15 protein-coding genes are annotated in these 17,924 nt (G+C 69.9%); 10 read left to right on the top strand and 5 right to left on the bottom strand.

The features are described 5' to 3' along the window. Positions 1 to 2 precede the first annotated feature (2 nt). Positions 3 to 1,304 (top strand): MgtC/SapB family protein, encoded by a 1,302-nt coding sequence (locus D7Y15_RS21535; protein WP_120576984.1) that lies wholly within the window; start codon positions 3 to 5, stop codon positions 1,302 to 1,304. Between the two features lie 9 nt (positions 1,305 to 1,313). Here D7Y15_RS21535 and D7Y15_RS21530 read toward each other — a convergent pair whose 3' ends face one another. Then, positions 1,314 to 1,913 (bottom strand): TetR/AcrR family transcriptional regulator, encoded by a 600-nt coding sequence (locus D7Y15_RS21530; protein ID WP_233605044.1) that lies wholly within the window; start codon positions 1,911 to 1,913, stop codon positions 1,314 to 1,316. An 85-nt stretch (positions 1,914 to 1,998) separates the two neighbouring features. Between D7Y15_RS21530 and D7Y15_RS21525 the strand changes: the two genes are divergently transcribed. Further along, the gene (locus tag D7Y15_RS21525) at positions 1,999 to 2,433 is read left to right on the top strand and encodes a tautomerase family protein (RefSeq protein WP_121753767.1); all 435 of its coding nucleotides are present in this window, start codon (positions 1,999 to 2,001) and stop codon (positions 2,431 to 2,433) included. A gap of 48 nt (positions 2,434 to 2,481) precedes the next feature. On the opposite strand, the gene D7Y15_RS21520 is transcribed toward D7Y15_RS21525, so the two are convergent. Both D7Y15_RS21520 and D7Y15_RS21515 read right to left on the bottom strand, forming a co-directional pair. Further along, a complete protein-coding gene (locus D7Y15_RS21520) occupies positions 2,482 to 4,749 on the bottom strand; it encodes an RCC1 repeat-containing protein (protein ID WP_304988684.1) in 2,268 nt (755 codons plus the stop codon). Positions 4,750 to 4,850: 101 nt separating this feature from the next. Next, the gene (locus tag D7Y15_RS21515; protein WP_233605043.1) at positions 4,851 to 7,403 is read right to left on the bottom strand and encodes a LamG domain-containing protein; all 2,553 of its coding nucleotides are present in this window, start codon (positions 7,401 to 7,403) and stop codon (positions 4,851 to 4,853) included. A 124-nt stretch (positions 7,404 to 7,527) separates the two neighbouring features. Here D7Y15_RS21515 and D7Y15_RS21510 point away from each other — a divergent pair, with 124 nt between their 5' ends. The 8 genes from D7Y15_RS21510 to D7Y15_RS21475 all read left to right on the top strand — a co-directional run bounded on the left by D7Y15_RS21510 (position 7,528) and on the right by D7Y15_RS21475 (position 16,689). Further along, positions 7,528 to 8,847: a family 16 glycosylhydrolase gene (locus tag D7Y15_RS21510; protein ID WP_121753765.1), complete on the top strand. Its 1,320-nt coding sequence runs from the start codon at positions 7,528 to 7,530 to the stop codon at positions 8,845 to 8,847. A 10-nt stretch (positions 8,848 to 8,857) separates the two neighbouring features. Continuing rightward, positions 8,858 to 9,604 (top strand): Type 1 glutamine amidotransferase-like domain-containing protein, encoded by a 747-nt coding sequence (locus D7Y15_RS21505; RefSeq protein ID WP_158629086.1) that lies wholly within the window; start codon positions 8,858 to 8,860, stop codon positions 9,602 to 9,604. Between the two features lie 24 nt (positions 9,605 to 9,628). Beyond that, entirely contained in the window at positions 9,629 to 10,483 is an 855-nt protein-coding gene (locus tag D7Y15_RS21500) for a family 16 glycosylhydrolase (protein ID WP_121753763.1), read from the top strand. 74 nt (positions 10,484 to 10,557) lie between these two features. After that, a complete protein-coding gene (locus D7Y15_RS21495) occupies positions 10,558 to 11,595 on the top strand; it encodes an AAA family ATPase (protein WP_121753762.1) in 1,038 nt (345 codons plus the stop codon). An 81-nt stretch (positions 11,596 to 11,676) separates the two neighbouring features. Further along, positions 11,677 to 13,104 (top strand): hypothetical protein, encoded by a 1,428-nt coding sequence (locus tag D7Y15_RS21490; protein WP_121753761.1) that lies wholly within the window; start codon positions 11,677 to 11,679, stop codon positions 13,102 to 13,104. Continuing rightward, positions 13,094 to 13,753, top strand: coding sequence for a hypothetical protein (locus D7Y15_RS21485; RefSeq protein ID WP_233605042.1), 660 nt, complete (start codon positions 13,094 to 13,096; stop codon positions 13,751 to 13,753). The genes D7Y15_RS21490 and D7Y15_RS21485 overlap by 11 nt, the downstream gene beginning before the upstream one ends. Positions 13,754 to 13,765: 12 nt before the next feature. After that, positions 13,766 to 15,304: a hypothetical protein gene (locus D7Y15_RS21480; protein WP_121753760.1), complete on the top strand. Its 1,539-nt coding sequence runs from the start codon at positions 13,766 to 13,768 to the stop codon at positions 15,302 to 15,304. A gap of 209 nt (positions 15,305 to 15,513) precedes the next feature. Beyond that, entirely contained in the window at positions 15,514 to 16,689 is a 1,176-nt protein-coding gene (locus D7Y15_RS21475) for a FadR/GntR family transcriptional regulator (protein ID WP_233605041.1), read from the top strand. Here the strand turns inward: D7Y15_RS21475 and D7Y15_RS21470 are convergent. Continuing rightward, positions 16,677 to 16,961 carry a hypothetical protein gene (locus D7Y15_RS21470; RefSeq protein WP_126932750.1) on the bottom strand — a complete coding sequence of 95 codons (285 nt, stop codon included), beginning with the start codon at positions 16,959 to 16,961 and terminating at the stop codon, positions 16,677 to 16,679. The genes D7Y15_RS21475 and D7Y15_RS21470 overlap by 13 nt on opposite strands. A gap of 44 nt (positions 16,962 to 17,005) precedes the next feature. Further along, positions 17,006 to 17,848: a class I SAM-dependent methyltransferase gene (locus D7Y15_RS21465; RefSeq protein WP_120576973.1), complete on the bottom strand. Its 843-nt coding sequence runs from the start codon at positions 17,846 to 17,848 to the stop codon at positions 17,006 to 17,008. Between the last annotated feature and the right edge of the window lie 76 nt (positions 17,849 to 17,924).

Here is a 17,924-nt window from a genome sequence, read left to right as displayed (position 1 = left end):
CCATGGATGCACCCGCAGAGCTGCCCCCCCTCATTGCCCAGGCGTCGCAATGGCCCATGGCGCCCGTGATGACCCGGGTGGGGCTGGCCATCGCCATTGGCCTCTTCATTGGCCTGGAGCGAGAGCACAGCCGCAAGACGGGCGTGCGCACGTTCGCGCTCACCGCGCTGATGGGCTGTCTGGGCGGGCTCACCGGTCAGTCCTTCGCGTTGGTGTCCGCGGGCTTCGTCACGCTGCTGGTGCTGCTGATGAACGTCCGGGAGCTGATGCTCCACCAGCGCCTGGCGCTCACCACGTCCACCGCCCTGATGGTGGTGGCCTTCTGCGGCATCCTGTGCGGCATGGGCCACACGTTCACGCCCATCGTCGTGGGCGTGCTGACGACGGCGCTGCTCGCATGGAAGCAGTCCATCGTGGGCTTCGTGGGCGGATTGTCGGACAAGGAGCTGCGCTCCGCCGTCCTGCTCGCGGTGCTGACGTTCGTCGTGTTCCCCGTGCTGCCCGCGCATCCGGTGGACCCATGGGGCCTCATCGAGCCCCAGTCCAACTGGGCCAGCGTCATCATCATCGCGGCGGTGGGCTTCGTGAACTACATGCTCATGAAGACGCTGGGGCCCAAGGGCATGGAGGTCACCGCGTTCTTCGGCGGGCTGGTGAACAGCCGCAAGGTCATCGTGGAGCTGGCCACGCGCCTGAAGGAGGTGGGCGCGCCGCTGCTTCCTTCCGCCTACCGGGGCATCCTCCTGGCCACCGTCGCGATGCTGCTGCGCAATGGCCTCATCGTCATCATCTTCGCCTCGCAGGCCGCCGTGCACTGCGCCATCCCGTTCACGTTCATGCTGCTGGTGAGCGCGGTGCTGTGGCGCCGCTCTCCCGTGCAGGCGTCCACGGAGGGCACGCCCCGCCTGGCGTTGGAGTCGCCCTTCCGCCTGATGGCGGCCCTCAAGTTCGGCGGCGTGTTCCTGGCGCTCAACGTCGCGGGCGCGCTGGCGCAGCGCAACTTCGGGTCCGGGAGCTTCTACTTCGTCAGCATCCTGGGGGGCTTCCTGTCGAGCGCGTCGTCCATCGCCTCGGCCGCCACGCTCATCAGCCACAACGAGATTTCCGCGGTCACGGGCGTCAACGGCGTCATCCTCTCCAGCCTCACCAGCATCGTGGTGAACATCCCGCTCATCCGGAGCATGGCGAAGGAGGCGTCCTTCCGGCGCCGCGTGTCCACCGCGCTGCTGGCCGTGGCGGTGGTGGGGCTGGTGGGCGTGGGGCTCAACCTGATGGTCTTCGAGACCCTCCTCCACCACACCTGAAGCCGGGCGTCAGGCGTCCACGAAGGACACCAGCGCGTCGCGGATGGCGTCGAACGGCGCGATGTCTCTGCGGGCGCGGCAGAGGATCAACGCGCCCTCCACCGAGGCCAGGATGAGGGACGCCGCGCTGGCCGCCTTCGCCTTCGGCAATCCCGCCGTGGCGAGCCGCGCCTCCAGCTCGCGCTCCCAGGAAATGAAGACCTTCGCCGCGCGCGCGCCCAGCTCCGGGTGCGCGAGCCGCTCGTTCGCCACCGCCGCGATGGCGCAGCCCGCCTGACAGTCGGTCTTCACCAGCACCTTGCGCCAGGCCTCGAAGAAGCGCTGCACCACCTGCGCCGGGGTCGCGCCCTCACCTTCTCGCAATGCCGTGAGCACGCGCTCTCCCACCAGCGCGATGGCCTCCGCCGCGAGCGCGTCCTTCCCATCCGGGAAGTGGTGGTAGATGGAACCCCGGGGCGCACCACTGCGCTCGATGACCTCCGAGAACGACGTGCCCGCCAGGCCCCGCTCGCTGAGGAGCGCGGCGGCCGCGTACACCATCCGCTCCCGCGGGGTCCTTTCGGACGCGACCGCAGCCGCCTCCTCCTGCTTCTCCGTTCGCCGGGCCATCGGTCCCCATTGACTATGACGAGCGTCTTAATTAGTTCTGGGGCACGACTATGACAACCGTCATAGTGAACGAGGACCCCCGCCCATGCCGATGATCGACATCACCGCTTCCGACGGACTCTTCTCCCCCGCGAACGAGGCCGTGCTGCTGAAGCGGGCGACGGACTGCCTCCTCCAATGGGAGAAGGTGTCGGGCATCCCCTACGCGGTCGCGAACACCGGCGCGTTCCTGAACGTGTTGCCGCGGAGGCGGACCACGTCCGGCGGCAAGGGTGCGGGCGTGGTCCGCATCCAGGTGCTCACGCCCGCGAAGTCGCTGAGCCAGGAGCAGCGCTCGGGCATCGCCGCGGGCCTCACCGACATCGTGCACGAGCTGGCCGACGACGCGGACATCCGCGAGCGCACCTGGGTGCTGTTCCACGAAGCCGTGGACGGCGGCTGGGGCATCGCGGGGAAGGCGTTCACCAACGCGGACCTCGTGGACGCGGTCCGCGCGAGCGCCATCGCCTCCCGCCGCTGAAGGCCCCCGCTGGGTCCACTTCAGCGGGAGCCTCCAAGGTCCTGACGCTCAGGGCGTGGGTGACACCTGGTGGGGCACCACGCGATAGCCCGCGTTGCCGGTGCCCAACTGTCCTTCGCCATTGAGGCCCCACGCCCACACAGCCCCGGAGGCGCGGCGCGCGAACGAGTGGTAGGTGCCCGCCGCGATGGCCGTCGCGTCGATGATGCCCGGCACCTGGGCGGGCGCGAGCTGATCATCGGTGAAGCCGTCTCCCAGTTGGCCGTTGCCGTTGTAGCCCCACGCCCACACCGTGCCGTCGGACTGGAGCGCAATCGTGTGCGCGCTCCCCGCGGCGATGGCCGTGCCGCCCGTGAAGCCCAGGGCCTTCACCGGCGAGCGCCCCATGGAGCCACTGCCATCGCCCAGCTGTCCCCGGGAGTTGTCGCCCCACGCCCACACCGTGCCATCCGTCTTGAGCGCCACGCCGTGGCTGTTGCCCGCGGCCACGGAGGTGACGTCCCCGAGCCCGGGCACCAGGCCCGGCGTGGTCCGAGGCGGCCAATTCGAGTTCGAGCCGTCGCCCAGCTGTCCCAGGCCGTTGCTGCCCCAGGTCCACACGGCGCCGTCCGTCTTGAGCGCCACCGAGAAGCCGCCGCCCGCCGCGACGGCCCGAACGTCCGTGAGGCCAGGAACGGCCAGGGGCGTCGCGCGGCTCGTGGTGGTGCCATCTCCCAGCGTCCCAGAGCCATTGCTCCCCCAGGCCCACACCGTGCCGTCCGTCCGGCGGGCCAGCACGAAGCCTTCCCCCGCGGCCAGCTCGGTCACGTCCGTCAGCCCGGGCACCTGCGCGGGCGAGGCGCGGGACACCGTCGTGCCGTCGCCCAGCTGTCCGCTCGCGTTGTCGCCCCAGGCCCACACGGTGCCGTCCGTCTTCAACGCCAGCGCGGTCGAGCCTCGCGCGAAGACAGCCGCCACGGACCCGAGCCCCGGCACCTGCGCGGGAGCCCAATGGTTCTGCGTCGTGCCGTCGCCCAGCTGGCCCTTCTCGTTCCGGCCCCAGGTCCACACCGTTCCGTCGGGCTTCACACCCACGGAGAAGAAGTCCCCGCCCGCCACGGCCTTCGCCCCCGTGAGGAGCGACGCGGTCCGGCTCACGTACTTCTCGGGGAAACCATCGCCCAGCTGGCCCGTGAGGTTGCCGCCCCACGCCCACAGTGAGCCGTTCGCCTTCACCGCGAGGGCATGCTCCTGGCCGCTGGACAGGGACACGGAGCCGGTCAGCGCCAGCACCGGCGCAGGCGTCATCCGGGACGTGGTGGTGCCATCGCCCAGCTCGCCCCGGCTGTTGTAGCCCCAGCTCCAGACGGTGCCATCCGCCGTGGCCACCAGGTTCGCGCCATCGCCCGAGCCCAGCGCGACGGCGTTCGTGAAGCCGGGCAGCTGCACGGCGGACAGCCGGTTCACGGTGGTGCCATCCCCCAGCTCACCGCCGAAGTTCGAGCCCCACGCCCAGACCGTGCCGTCCGACTTGAGCGCGAAGGACCGGCTGCTGCGCGCCGCCAGCGCCACCACGCCGGTGAGGCCAGACGTCTGCACGGGGGTCAGCCGCTCGTAGTAGTTCGTGCCATCCCCCAGCTCGCCCAAGCTGTTGCTGCCCCAACCCCAGACGGTGCCGTCCGTCTTGAAGGCCAGGGCGTGTCCATACCCCGCGGACACACCCGCCACGCCCGTCAGGCCCACCACCTGCACCGGCGTGAGCTTGCGGACCCGGGTGCCATCCCCCAGCTTGCCGGAAGCATTGTCACCCCAGGCCCACACCGTGCCGTCTGTCTTCAACGCCAGCGAATACCGGTAGCCCGCGGCCACCGCCGCCACGCCGGTGAGCCCCGTCACCTTCACGGGCTTGAGGCGCTGGGTGGTGGAGTTGTCCCCCAGCTGTCCCAGGTCGTTGAGCCCCCAGGCCCACACGGTGCCGTCTGACTTCACGGCCAGCGAGTGCTCATTGCCCGCGGCGATGTCCACCACCACGCCGGTGAGCCCCGTCACCTTCACGGGCGCCAGTCGGTCCGTGGTGGTGTTGTTCCCCAGCTGGCCATACCGGTTGCGCCCCCAGGCCCACACGGTGCCATCCGCCTGGAGCCCCAGCGAGTGCAGCCGGCCGGCCCGCACCACCGTCCACGTGGGCGCCGTCACGGCGGCCCGCGCCACGCCCGGGTCCGCGGCCTCCTCCGCCGGAGCCGGAGCCACCGGGCCCGCGCAGCCCGAAAGCCAACCCAGACACAACACCAGCCCCAGGACGAAACGGTTCCGACCACCGCCGCGCACCGCTGACATGACAGCCCCCCTGCAAGGAATTGGAATCAAACAGGCGCACCATGGCAGCAAAGCCTGTCTGATTCCAAACCCCGGGGGCCGTCGTCAGGCCACGCAATGCCTTACGGCAGGTACCGCCACGACGCCGTCACGGCCGGCTGGAAGCAGTGCACGTGGGCCTTGGTGGCGCTGGGAATCTCCTGGACGACGCCCGCCCCGTAGCCCTGCGTGCGGCACCACAGGCTCACCTCCAGGCGCGAAACCGGGGCGGTGTAGTCGCCCAGGTTGGACACCGGCCCCAGCGCGGACTTCTCCACATCTGTCCGGAGCCCGGAGTTGAAGCAGCCCACCCACGGCCGGGACGTGACCTCGAACACCTGCCCTGTCGTCCAGCCCTGGCTGTTGCAGAAGCGGTGCGCGGCGGCGGTGCAGTGGGTGCTCGTCACGCCGCGCTCGTCGGTGCAGCCCGCGTGGATGCGCGTCAACTCCTCGAACGTCACGGCCACGCTTTCCTGCTGGATGGGCGCGCACGCCACCGTCAGGTCCGTGGCCGTGGACGTCACCGGCACGCCCGCCAGCGAGATGGGCGGACGGTTGCTGACGAGCTGCATGATGGTGTCCCAGGTGTTGGTGCTGCTCGCCATGGCGTCGCCCGCGCCCCGCTGCGCGCAGGCCCGGTGCATCGCGGACAGGCACGCCGCCGAGTTCAACGCGCTGGTGCCATTGCACGCCGGAGCCTGGGCGCTCATCACGAACTGACCCGCGGAGGGCGTGTGCTGGATGGCCTCTTCGCGGCAGTTGGCGCCGTGCGCGGTCATGCAGATGCTCCGGTTGGAGCGCGCGTGCGTGAAGATGCGCACCTCGTCGATGGCGCCCCGGAACGAGCCCTCGCCGTTCGCCGGGCAGCGCTGCGTGTCCAGGTTCGCGCCCGCGCCGATGTAGAGCGTCCCCGTGCCCAGCCGGGCCGTCCCCGGAGCGACAGGCAGCGCGCGGTTCGTGGGCACGCCGTTGAGGTACTCCTGGAAGACGCCGGTGGTGCCGTCCCACGTATAGGCCAGGTGGCTCCACTGCCCCACGGGCAGCACCGGGCCGCCGCCCAGTCGCACGCGCTGGCCGTTGACGACCAGGGAGAACTGCGGCTGGTTGCTGGCCTCGTAGATGATGTCCAGCCCGCCGGACTTGTGCATCAGGTAGCGGTAGGGATTGCCGGTGGTGCACCCCTGCTGGATGTCCGCGTCCGGCCGCACCGCGAACTCCACCGACAGGCCACGCACGAACGCGCCCACGCCGGGCACCGTGCTGGACGGATCCGCCAGGTTCACCGCGAGCGCGCTCCCTCCAGGCACCACCAGCGCCTTGCCCTTGCCGTGCGGCTGCCACAGCGAGTCCGGCGAGGAGCGCGTCAGCGCGTTGCCCGGCGAGATGGAGGCGCCCCCCACCAGCGTGCCCGTGAAGAAGCGGCCGGACAGGTCCGGCGTGCGCGTGAGGTCATACGCTCCGGCGCGCGTGACGAGCTCGTTCATGGGCAGGAAGAGCAGGTGGAAGGGGTCCATCAACTCGCCCAGGTCCACCTCGTTGTAGTCGGCGGTGTTGCTGCCGAAGAGGGCCAGCACGTCATGCGTCTTCGTCACCGGCAGGTAGTGCGCGGCATTGCTCTGTCCGGGAGGGAAGCTCTGCGAGGGCAGGCGCTCCTGCTCGAAGTTCCACATGGGCCCCGAATAGAAGAGGTGCGCGATGTCCATGCGGTCCGTGTTGATGGCCCCGTCGATGTGGTACGCGGTCCAGTTCGTGTCCGCGCCCACCAGGCTCACTGCCTCACGTCGCGCGCCGTCCGTGTACGTGACGGCGATGTAGACGAGGTTGCGGCCCTCGTGGTCCACCCACGCGTAGGCACCGCGCACCAGCGCACCGGAAGTGGTGTCGCCGAAGTCCTCGCCCGTGGCCGCCTTCAGCCGCTTCCATGCCAGCGGGTAGCGCTTCACGCCAGCGTTCGTGTCGTTGAACATCATCGACAGCGGACGCGGGTTGCTCCAGCCCGTGGCCGCGCACGGCGTGGGGTTGTACGCGTACATCATGTGGTCGATGCCGCCGGTGTTCGCGGGCGCGCCCTGGTAGATGATCAACCGGCCGTCGGACGTCATCGTGGGCTCGATGCCGCGAATCGTGGCGCCGGTGACGGTGCGCAGCGTCTCCAGCGGACCGGTGCTGAACGATGCAATGTCCGCCGCCGTCGTGAAGGGCTGGGACACACGGATGTCCGTCGTGCGCCGCCGGAAGACGTTGTCCCCGTTGAACATCATCGAGTCGAAGAGGTACGGCTGGTACACCGCGACGCCGCTCGACAGCGCGTAGGGCTGGGCGGGGTTGGTGAAGCAGAACGCCAGCGCGTTCTCCCCGTTGCGCACGGTCACCGTCTTCCCCGCGGAGAAGGTGCCCGCGAACGACGGCTTGCCCGCCGAGTCGTACGTCACCGCCTCCGGACGGAACACACGGGCAATCCACGTGGTCGTCGTGGTCGCGTGGTCCTCGCCGATGTTGCCCACGAAGATGCGCCCGTCCACCGTGGACGAGTGCCCGTTCGCCCCGAACGGCGTCCCGATGCGCGTGTTCACCAGCGACGGCCGGCCTTGCGCGAACACCGCCCCGGGCAAGCCCGCGAGCGCCGTCCCAAGCATGACACCCAGGGCCCCACTAAGTAACTTTTTCATGGAAATAAGGTTAAGCCATTTTACCTGCTCTGGTCTAAGTGGGGCGGGTCCCGGCTCCCTGTCGGAGCTGGACACACCTTCGAGGAAGACGATGGCGACGAAAGCCGGGAAGACGCTGTGGGCGCTGGCGGCGGTGCTGGGGCTGACGGCCTGTGGTGGGGGCTCCGCTCCCGCGCAGGACGGGATGCTGACGACGCCGGTGGTGGCGGAGCGGGAGCAGTCCGCCACGGCGGCGCCGCTGGGTCAGACGGTGTGGCTGAAGGCGTGCACGACGCAGAAGTTCGTGTCGGCGGACCGGAACCTGGGGACCACCGCGCCGCTCGTCGCCAACCGTGACAGCGCGCAGGGGTGGGAGCAGTTCCAGGTGGGTGACGCGGGCAACGACTTCATCTCGCTGCGCGTGGTGGAGACGGGCCTGTACGTGTCCGCGGATCCAAACGCGGGCGGTCAGGTGACGGGCTTCCGCACGGCGGTGGGTGACTGGGAGCGCTTCACCTGGGTGCCCTTCGCGGACGGCTCCGTGGGCCTGCGCGCCAAGAGCACCGGCCAGTACGTGTCCGCGGACACGAACCTGGGCGCCAGCGCGCCGCTGTACGCCAACCGCGCCACGGCCGGCTGCTGGGAGTCGTTCTCCTTTGGCGTCGTGGGCGGTGGCGGCGAGGACCGCTGGGTGCAGGTCTGGAGCGACGAGTTCGACGGCAACAGCGTCAACACGGCCAACTGGACGCCCAACACAACGGTGCACGTGAACAGCGAGCAGCAGCAGTACACGAACTCCGGCGACAACATCTCCGTGAGCAACGGAACGCTGAAGCTCACCGCGCGCCTGCAGTGGAACAACGGCTACCCGTTCACCTCCGGCCGGCTGGAGAGCGCGGGCAAGCGCGAGTTCAGCCACGGCCGCATCGAGGCGCGCATCAAGATGCCGGTCGGCGCGGGCCTGTGGCCGGCGTTCTGGATGCTGGGCAATGACATCAACTCCGTGGGCTGGCCCGCGTGTGGCGAGCTCGACATCATGGAGAACGTCGGCTACGGCGACTGGGTGTCCGGGGCGCTGCACGGCCCGGGCTACTCCGGCAACACGCCCATCAACGGCCGCTTCTACCCGTCGTCCAGCGTGAGCAACTGGCACGTGTACCGCACGGAGTACTCGTCCTCGGACATCAAGTGGTACATCGACGGGGCGCTGGTGAAGACCACGACGCGCGCGGAGGTGCTGCGCTACGGCGCGTGGGCCTACGACAAGCCGCTGTTCATCATCCTCAACCTCGCGGTGGGTGGCGGCTATCCGTTCGGTGTGAATGGCGCCTCGACGCCGTACTACGGCGTGCCGCAGTCCACGGTGGACCTGGTGCGCAACGCGCCGCAGACCATGGAAGTGGACTGGGTGCGCGCCTACCAGTGGCGGTAGGCTCAACGGCATGACGCTTCCGCCCCTCCTCCTGCTGGCTGACAGCGCTCCGCTGTTCTGGCGCGTGGAGGGGCGTCCCTTCCTGGACTACGTGCGCGTGCTCACCGGCGCGGAGCTGCGTGTGCCTCCGGTGAAGGCCGCGTACCTGGGCGCGTCCAACGGTGACGTGCCGGAGTTCTACGACATCTTCGTCGCGGCCATGGAGGGCATCGGGCTCACGCGCTGCCGGAGCATCCCGGCCGCGCCGTCCGGCGAGGACCTGGCGTGGCTGAAGGACGCCGACGTCATCCTGCTGGCGGGCGGTGACCCACGCGTGGGATGGAACGCGTTCCAGGCCCACGGCGTGGACTCGATTCTCCGCGAGCGGCATCAGTCCGGCGCGGTGCTGATGGGCGTGTCCGCCGGGGCCATGCACCTGGGCCTGGGCGCGTGGTGTGAAGATTTGCCCGGCGAAGGCGAGCCCTTCCCGGTGCTGGGCCTCGCGCCCTACCTCATCGGCGTGCACGAGCCGCCCGAGTGGCCCGGCCTCAAGGCCGCCCTCCGGCGCATGGGATTGCCCACGCGGGCGTTGGGCATTCCGCAGGGGGGCGGCGTGCTCCTGCACGCGGACGGCAGCGTGGAGCCCGTGCGGCAGACCGTGGTGGACGTGGCGGTGGACGTGGAGGGGCGGCTGCACGAATCGCTGCTCATGCCTCCGGCCACGCCGTACCGGGGCGAGCCCCCCGAAGCGCCGGTGGACCGGCGGACGCTCCAGTAGATGGCTCCCTTTCGAGGAACGACGATGGCGACGAGCACGTACAGGACGGTGACGGCGTGGGCGCTGGTGGCGGGGCTGATGGCGTGCGCGGGGGCACCGAAGCGCGCGGGAACAGTGGCGGGCGCGGCGGACGGCTGGGTCCAGGTGTGGAGTGACGAGTTCGACGGCACGGAGGTGGACGCGAGCAACTGGCGCATCCAGACCGACGTGCACGTGAACAACGAGCAGCAGCAGTACACGACGTCGCCGGACAACGTGTCGGTGAGCGGCGGCACTTTGAAGCTCACTGCGCGGATGCAGACGGCCAACGGATACCCGTTCACGTCGGGCCGGGTGGAGAGCGCGGGCAAGCGGGAGTTCAAGCACGGCCGCGTCGAGGCGCGCATCAAGCTGCCGGTGGGCGTGGGGCTCTGGCCGGCGTTCTGGATGCTGGGCGGAGACATCCACACGGCGGGGTGGCCGGCGTGCGGGGAGCTCGACATCATGGAGAACGTTGGCTACGGCGACTGGGTGTCCGTCGCGTTGCATGGGCCGGGATACAGCGGCAACACGCCCATCAACGGCCGCTTCTTTCCGCGCACGCCGGTGAGCGACTGGCACGAGTACGGCGTGGAGTCGTCGCCGGAGGCCATCCACTGGTACATCGACGGGGAGCGCGTGAAGACGTCCACCCGTGAAGAGGTGGAGCGCCACGGCGCGTGGGCCTACGACAAGCCCCTCTTCATCATCTTCAACTTCGCGGTGGGCGGCGGCTACCCGGAGGGCGTCAACAAGGCGAAGGAGCCGTACTTTGGCGTGCCTCAGGCCACCGCGGACCTGCTGCGCAACGCACCGCAGACCATGGAAGTGGACTGGGTGCGCGTCTCCGAAAAGCGCTGAGGCCTCCCTCCAACGGGGGATGGTTCGCACCGCGGCCGGGTTCCTAGGGTGTTCCTCCTTGGGAGGAGCAAGCCATGGCGGTCACGGTGGTGGTGGTGTCGGGGCCCATTGGCGCGGGGAAGACGACCCTCGCGCAGGGGCTCGCGCGGCGGTTCGTCGCGCTGCATCTCCACTCGAAGGATTTCCTGCGGAAGCATGGCGGTGACGGTTCCCGGCGCACGCGCCAGGAGTTGACCGTCGCGCTGGACCGCGAAACGGGAGGGCGCTGGCTGGCGGACGGAGTGCTCGCCGCGCTTCGGGGCCACGGCCTGGACGCCCCCAGGCTGATCATCGTGGATGCCGCGAGCAGCGAGGCGCAGCTGGACGGCCTGCGCGGAAGCCCAGGGCTCCGCGTCGTGCACGTCCACCTGGAGACGCCGGAACCGGAGCAGGCCCGGCGCGACGCGGAGCCAGACAGTTTCGAAGCGGCCTGGGCGCATTCCGCCGAGCGTGCGGTGCACGCGTTGGCCTCGCTGGCGGAGCTCGTGGTCGACACGGCGAAGACTCCACCCGACGCTGTACTCGTGCGGGTGGCCAGCCGGCTCGGGCTGTATGGGCGGCCCGGCGAACGGCTCGTGGACCTCATCGTCCCGGGGCCCCATGACGGTGTGGATACGCGGCCCCTCACGGCGCAGCTCGCGCCTCACTACGCCGTGCTGTTTCGACCAGACGGGCCAGACCCGAGGCCCTCACGTGAGGAACTGGAGGACGCCTTCGCCCGAGGACACCGCGTGCTCGTCGAATGCGCGGGGCCTTCCGCCAGCGGCTGCATCCAGGCGGCGGGCATCGCGCCGGGGCGGGTGCGGCGGGTGGTCCTGGCGTGCAGCTCGGAAGGCCGCGCGTTCGACTGGGTGGGGCTGCGCGAGGCTGCTTCCCTCAATGCCCCCACGGACCTGGCGCTCATATTCGCGGGCGACCTGGCTGCGACCAACTGGGCCGCACGGCGCTTCGACCAGCTCACCGACGCGGCCCGTCACCACCTGGAAGAACTCGAGCGCGTCGCGGGTGCGCCCGTGTCCTTCCTCGCCCCCTCGCTGGAGGCCCGCCACCTCATCGAGCGGCGGCCCTGGTGAGCCGGGCGCCCACGAATCGCCGAAACCTTTTCTGATTTTCCGGGTTGGGGTGTCCGTACAGCAACCGTTCCCGGAGCCCGCGTGCCCCTCCCCTTCCCAACACCGAGCCGATGGCTACTGCCCGGGCTGCTGCTGCTCGGGTTCGCCCCCCAGGCCGTGGCCATGCCCACCGGTCCCGGCACCTTCTGCGCCGAGTACCCCAACGCGCCCGCATGCCAGGGCACCCAGCCGGCCTGCACGTACTGCCACGTGGCTCCGCCCCAGCGGAACGGCTACGGCGCCGCGCTGGAGCCGCACCTCGCCCCTGGTAAGCCGCGCCCCCTTTCCGACGCGGACTTCGCCGCTGCCCTCCCCGCCGCGCTGCGTGCCATCGCCTCGGAGGACGCCGACGGCGACGGCGCCCCCAACCAGTTCGAGGTCGAGCAGGGCTCGCTCCCCGGTGACGCCACCAGCGTCCCGCCCAGCGGCGTCTGCGGCGGCGGAGAGAACCCCCAGTTCAAGGTCTGCCAGTACGACCCGCGCTTCGCGTACCGCCGCATGCTCAGCGACTTCTGCGGCACGTCCCCCACCTACGCCCAGGTGGTCACCTTCCTGGAGCTGGGCAACGAGGAGAAGCAGCGCGCCTTCATCGACCAGGAGCTGGACCGCTGCCTCCAGTCCGATTTCTGGCGAGGCAAGCACGGGCAGCTCTGGAAGGTGGCCCACCCGAAGATCCGCCCCGTCGGCTCCATCAAGTCCGGCGAGGACGCAGGCATCATTCCCCTGGCTGACTACTACGACGACTACGCCCTCTTCACCTGGTCCCAGACGGACGACCACGACGCTCGCGACGTCCTCACCGCCAGCTTCTACGTGAAGCGCTCGGGCTCGAACCCCACCACGTACACCACCGCCAACAGCCTCTCCTCCCAGTTCGTGGAGGCCTCGCGCCGCGCCGGCAACATGACGAGCGCGTGGACGCTGACCTCGTTCGTCATGTTCACCGCGCTGCCGCGCAACGCCGCGTCGCAGATGTACCGCGCGTACCTGGGCCTGGACATCGCGAAGCAGGAGGGCCTGCACAGCGTCCCCAACGAGCCGCGCGACTACGACGCCAAGGGCGTCCAGGCGCCCCAGTGCGCCGCGTGCCACGCGACGTTGGACCCGCTGTCGTATCCATACCGCAACTACAACGGTCTGGGCGGGCTGCCCAACCGCTACATCCCCAACCGGCTGGAGCTGCTCTTCCCCAACGAAGCGGCCACGCTGAAGAACACGCCCGAACAGGGCGTCATCCTGGGCCAGCCCGTGAACAACCTCATGGAGTGGGCCGGGGTCGCCGCCAACAGCGACGCCTTCGCCATCTCCACCGTCACGGACTACTGGAAGCTGCTCGTCGGCCACGCGCCCCTGCCAGAAGAGAACGAGGAGTTCGTCCGCACCTGGCAGGCCTTCCGCACGACGCACGCGTACCGCGTGCAGAAAATGCTTCACGACCTCATCCGCACGGAGGCCTACGGTGCGCCCTGAACGCCTGCTGTTGACCTGTCTGCTGCTCACGGGCTGCTCCGACAAGCTCCCCCCCGCCGTCGACCTGGGACCGGACGCGAACCCCGGCGTGACGCCCGAATGGGACGGCGGCGTCGCCAAGTCCCAGAAGGGAAACCTGCGCTTCAAGGGCCCCGAGCGCCTGTCGCTCGACCTGGCCCAGGCGCTGGAGCTGCCCGCTGCGTCCGTGTGCAACGAACTGGGTCAGTACCCCTGCCAGAACGTGCACGGCGTAGCGCTGGGCGGCGTGGACCCCTATCAGCACAGCGTCTACGAAACCGCCCCCGTCACGGGCGCAACCACGCCCATCGCAGTGGAGCGCACCGTGCTCTCCGCCTGCAACGCACGCATCGCGCTGGACGTGAACACGCCCGCCGCCGCGGTGGTGTTCAAGAATGTGGTCCTCAGCGCGGACGGCAGGCTGGCGGACGCAGCGAGCCCGGCTGTCGCCACAGCGGTGACATCCCTGGTGCGCCGAGCGTGGTTGCGAGACCCGACCCAGGACGAGCGGGACACGCTGGTGCGTCTGTCCGCCGATGTACAGGCCACCGGTGTGGCCACGCCAGGAGTCGCGTGGATGCAGGCCGCGTGTCTCGCCGTCTTCTCTTCCGCCGAAGCCGTCTTCTACTGAGGAACCCCTCCCATGACCCTCAAGACCACGGGCCGGCTGTCGCGCCGGGAGATGCTGCGGGCACTGTCACTCTGCGCGGCGGGCACCACGCTCGCGCCCTTCCTCTCCGGCTGCCGGGACTCGATCCAGACGCCCGAGTCCCTGGAGAAGCTGGGCCGCAAGCGCGACGCGCTCGACGGCAAGCCGAAGTTCCTCATCGTCATCGGGGCGGCTGGGGGCGCGTCCATCGTGGACAGCTTCCTCGCGGTACGCCAATCCGAGTCCTCCAACGCCGCCGCGTTCAACACCTTCCCGGACGCGCAGGTGCAGGGCGTGGCGGACAGTCCCTTCCGCGCGGTGAAGTACAGCAACTCGCGCCTGGGCAGCATCAACATCCCGGTCGACACCGACCAGTTGGCGTTCGTGAAGAAGCACGCGAGCGAGATGCTGGTGGCCACCTCCGTGGGCACGTCGGTGAATCACGGCATCGCGCAGAAGCGCTCGCTGACCGGCAACGGCGCGTGGCGGGGCCGCACGCTCCAGGAGGCCGTCGCGCTCCAGTGGGGAGGCGGCATGCCGCTGCCCAACGTCAACATGGGCACGGGCGGCTACGCCGAGCGCGGCACCGACGACAGCCTGCCCCTGTCCTGCTTCGGGGAGCCCGTGGTCAACCCGTCGCTGTGGCCCCTGGGCCTGGATGGCTCGCGAGGCATCGCCGGAGCGCCGCCGAAGGACGTCATCGCGCTGGCTCGGAGCACGCGGGACGCCCTGGACCAGAAATCCATCTTCGGCCGCACCTTCCAGGACAGCGGCGCGCTGAAGCGCTGGAGCGAACAGCGCGGCGTGCAGCAGCCGAAGCTGGAGGCCCTGGACCTCATCACGAAGCTCAACGTCCTGCCGAACCTGCCATCCATTCCCCTGTCGAAGTATGGGCTGGAGAGCTCACCGGACGGGGCGCGGCTGCGAGAGGTCTTCCCCGGCTTCTTCACGGATCCCGTGCAGGGCCAGGCAGCGCTCGCGTTCCTGCTGCTCAAGTACCGCGTGTCCGTGTCGGTGACGCTGGGGCCGGACTTCAACGTCGCGGTGGGCGGGCCCAACGGCATCGCCAATCCACCGCTCGCGTTCGACATCAGCCACAACGACCACCGGGGCGGACAGGCCTTCATGTGGGCGCGCATCCTGTCCACGGTGGACTCGCTGATCACGCTGCTCAAGGCGGAGCCATTCGACGCGAACTCAGGCGAGTCCATGTGGGACCGCACGCTCATCTACGTGGCCACGGAGTTCGGCCGCACGCGTCCGCGCCCCTCCGGCGCCACGGAGTTCGGTTCGGGCCACGACCTCAACAATGGCTTCCTGCTGCTGTCGCCCATGGTGAAGGGCAACACCGTGCTGGGAGGCGTGGATCCGAACACCACCCTCACCTACGGCTTCGACGCGCGCACCGGCGAGCGCCAACCAGGCAAGGTGACCTCCAACGAGCCGGACATCTTCTCCGGAGTCCTCACCGCCATGGGCGCGGACCTGAGCGGCAGCGGCCTGCCCGACGCCAGCGCATTCAAGCGAACCTGAAGCCTCCCAGGTCCGGAACCGCCCGAACTGGGGCAACGGACGGAGGCGCCCGCCCGGGACCGGTTGCCTCAAAACCTGTCCGACAGTCGGACAGGTTTTTCTCCGACCGGGCCCGGAGGGTGCCCCCTGGCTGGCAATGAGAAGGGTGGGCCCGCACGTCCATGTCAGACCCCTGTGGTTGGATGGCGATGCTGTGACGAGGAGGGGGAATGGGGATGGAACGGCGAGGACTCGTGGCCTATGTGGAGGCGCAAATCGAGCGCGATATCGCGCTGGGGCGTCTGCACCCGAGCGGACAATTCGGCTCCGAAGCGAAGCTGGCGCGCCGCTATGAGGTGTGTCGGGGCACCATCCGTGAGGCGCTGCGGCGGCTGGCGGCACGGGGGCTGGTGGTGCAGCGCCCCGGACGCAAGACGCGCGCGGTGGCGTTGGATGAGTCACTGACGCTGGAGAATCTGGGGCTGGCGCTGCATGACGCGAGCAACCCGGATGCCCGGTGGCTTCTGGAGGGCTACTTCAGCCTCAAGCGGCAGGTGCTGGTGGAGCTTCTGGCCGACTGCTGCGCGAGGGCCTCGGACCTCGACCTGGACCGGCTGGGGAGCACGTGCTACCAGCTCCAGGACGCGGCGCGCTGGGAGTCAGGGGAAACCTGCGCGCAGGTGGAGTTCGAGTTGCTGCGGCATGCGGCGCGGGTGGCGGCGCGTCCCGGGCACGTCCTCCTCGTTCAGTCCCTGCAGCGGGCCTTCCTGGGAGGAGCCGCCCAACTGCTGCCGCTCATGGGCGGAGAGGCGCTGCGCGAGTGTGCCTTCCGCGCGATGGCGATTCTGAACGAGCGCGACGTGCAGGCACTTCAGCATGAGCTGCCAGCGCTGCTGAAGGCTCGCGATGAGCGCGTGCTGAATGCCTTCGCTCCCGTCCCCATGAAGCCTGCGTCCCCCGAGGCCCCATGCGCCCAGGAGGGACTCGTTGGTGCGCCCGTGGCAGCCACTGAGATGGCGGACGCGCCGGAGGTACGCCCTTCAGTCGAGGAGCGGAGCCCCGGTTGCCTTGAACCGGACTCCGAGGACACCGAGGCGCTCGGGGTTGCGCCGTGCCCTCAGGTGCAAGCCCTCTCCGTGGCTCCGGCCAGCGAGGCACTGCTGTCTCCAACAGCTCCGGGGCCTACTCCCCCTGAGATTGATGGAGCGCGCGCCGAGAGAGAGGTAATGGGCTCGGCCTTGGGCAACCTGTCCAGCTGTCGGGCTGATGGGGACGGTTCGTCTCCGGAGAGCGGCCTCCCGCGGATCGACGCTTCAGCTACCGGCCCTTGTGGACCACCCTGCGCGAGCCTTGCTTGCGCGCAGGATGGGTCAACATGCCTCGGGCCTCCTGATCAGCCGCCGTAGCAGTTCAGGGTCGAGCCGCCACAGTAGCTGGAGCCGGAGTTGCTCCAGGAGCCCGCCGAGTTGGTGCAGATCTGGTTCTGCCGGCGCTCCAGCGTGGGCGTGCAGCAGCCCACCTTGATGGTGCGCGTCTGGCCGGGGATGCAGCCTGCCTGCGCGGACACCTCCTGCGTGTCCTCCTGCAGCGGTGCGCCCTCCTCCGGCGCCTCCACGCCACAGCCCACGGTCCCCAGCAGGCAGCCCACCAGCAACAGTCCCCGCTTCAGCGTCTTCATGTGTCGCTCCCGGTTGTCGTGCTTCACGGCGGCCCGGGACGCTATCAGGGACTTCCGTCTTCACCAGGATGCACGGGATTGCCCGAGCCCGGGAGTCGGGCCCACAACACCGTGGCGTTGGGCCGGGCGGGCTCCGGGGTGATGCCCAGCCTCTTGAAGTCCTTCGAGTAGCGCGAGCCCTTCAACACCACCACCCGGCGTGCCACGCGCCGGGCTTGGTCCACCGTCTCGCGCGTCAGCGGCGAGTAGTCCGCGTGGCGGCGCAGCGCTTCGAACGCGGCGGAGGACTTGCGCTCGCGCTCGAACATCGGATCGAAGAGCACCACGTCGACCGCGCCGTCCGGCAGCCCGCGCAGGAACTCCGCCGCGTCCGCGTACACCGCGCTCACCGCGCAGGCGGCCGGGTGGCGCTCGAGCCCCTTGAGCCCGTGCCGCGCCAGGAGATACAGCGCCGGACTCTTCTCCAGCGCGATGACGCTTCCGCTCGGCCCCACCAGCCGCGCCGCCACCTGCGCATCCGCCCCCAGGCCCAGCGTGCAGTCCAACACGCGCTCCCCTTCGCGCAGGCCCGCGACGCGCACGAGCTGGTCCTCCATCACGCCCGCGTCCAGCTGCTTCACTCGCAGGTGCGCCAGCCCCGGTGAGAAGCGCAGCGTCCCTTCCGCGTCCACCAGCGACACCGCCGTGGACTCGAAGACAATGAGCGCGTCCGCCATGTCGGTGAGCAGCTTCTTCAGGGGCAGCTTGTGGTGGCGCTCCACATACGGCACGCCCACCGCCTCCGCCGCACTCCGCGCACGCTGTGCGAGCGGTGCGTCCACCCGGTCCGACGTGGTGACCACCAACGGCTGGCGGGAGGAAGTCTGCGTTCCGGGCGGAAGGGACATGGGACGGCACAGCCTACCCCGCGCGCAAGCCGTCCCTCCGGGACATGCGCCTGTCCACCGCCCATCACCCCACCGT

It is taken from the genome of Corallococcus sp. AB030, assembly GCF_003668965.1.
Lineage (GTDB): Bacteria > Myxococcota > Myxococcia > Myxococcales > Myxococcaceae > Corallococcus > Corallococcus exiguus.
The sequence above is the reverse complement of the archived record's forward strand: the minus strand, read 5'-3'. Positions and strand labels throughout refer to the sequence as shown.

Coding starts and splice junctions, on each gene's coding strand:
- D7Y15_RS21535 (WP_120576984.1), top strand. CDS start 3: ATGGATGCACCCGCAGAGCTGCCCCCCCTCATTGCCCAGGCGTCGCAA.
- D7Y15_RS21530 (WP_233605044.1), bottom strand. CDS start 1,913: ATGGCCCGGCGAACGGAGAAGCAGGAGGAGGCGGCTGCGGTCGCGTCC.
- D7Y15_RS21525 (WP_121753767.1), top strand. CDS start 1,999: ATGCCGATGATCGACATCACCGCTTCCGACGGACTCTTCTCCCCCGCG.
- D7Y15_RS21520 (WP_304988684.1), bottom strand. CDS start 4,749: ATGTCAGCGGTGCGCGGCGGTGGTCGGAACCGTTTCGTCCTGGGGCTG.
- D7Y15_RS21515 (WP_233605043.1), bottom strand. CDS start 7,403: ATGCTTGGGACGGCGCTCGCGGGCTTGCCCGGGGCGGTGTTCGCGCAA.
- D7Y15_RS21510 (WP_121753765.1), top strand. CDS start 7,528: ATGGCGACGAAAGCCGGGAAGACGCTGTGGGCGCTGGCGGCGGTGCTG.
- D7Y15_RS21505 (WP_158629086.1), top strand. CDS start 8,858: ATGACGCTTCCGCCCCTCCTCCTGCTGGCTGACAGCGCTCCGCTGTTC.
- D7Y15_RS21500 (WP_121753763.1), top strand. CDS start 9,629: ATGGCGACGAGCACGTACAGGACGGTGACGGCGTGGGCGCTGGTGGCG.
- D7Y15_RS21495 (WP_121753762.1), top strand. CDS start 10,558: ATGGCGGTCACGGTGGTGGTGGTGTCGGGGCCCATTGGCGCGGGGAAG.
- D7Y15_RS21480 (WP_121753760.1), top strand. CDS start 13,766: ATGACCCTCAAGACCACGGGCCGGCTGTCGCGCCGGGAGATGCTGCGG.
- D7Y15_RS21475 (WP_233605041.1), top strand. CDS start 15,514: ATGGGGATGGAACGGCGAGGACTCGTGGCCTATGTGGAGGCGCAAATC.
- D7Y15_RS21470 (WP_126932750.1), bottom strand. CDS start 16,961: ATGAAGACGCTGAAGCGGGGACTGTTGCTGGTGGGCTGCCTGCTGGGG.
- D7Y15_RS21465 (WP_120576973.1), bottom strand. CDS start 17,848: ATGTCCCTTCCGCCCGGAACGCAGACTTCCTCCCGCCAGCCGTTGGTG.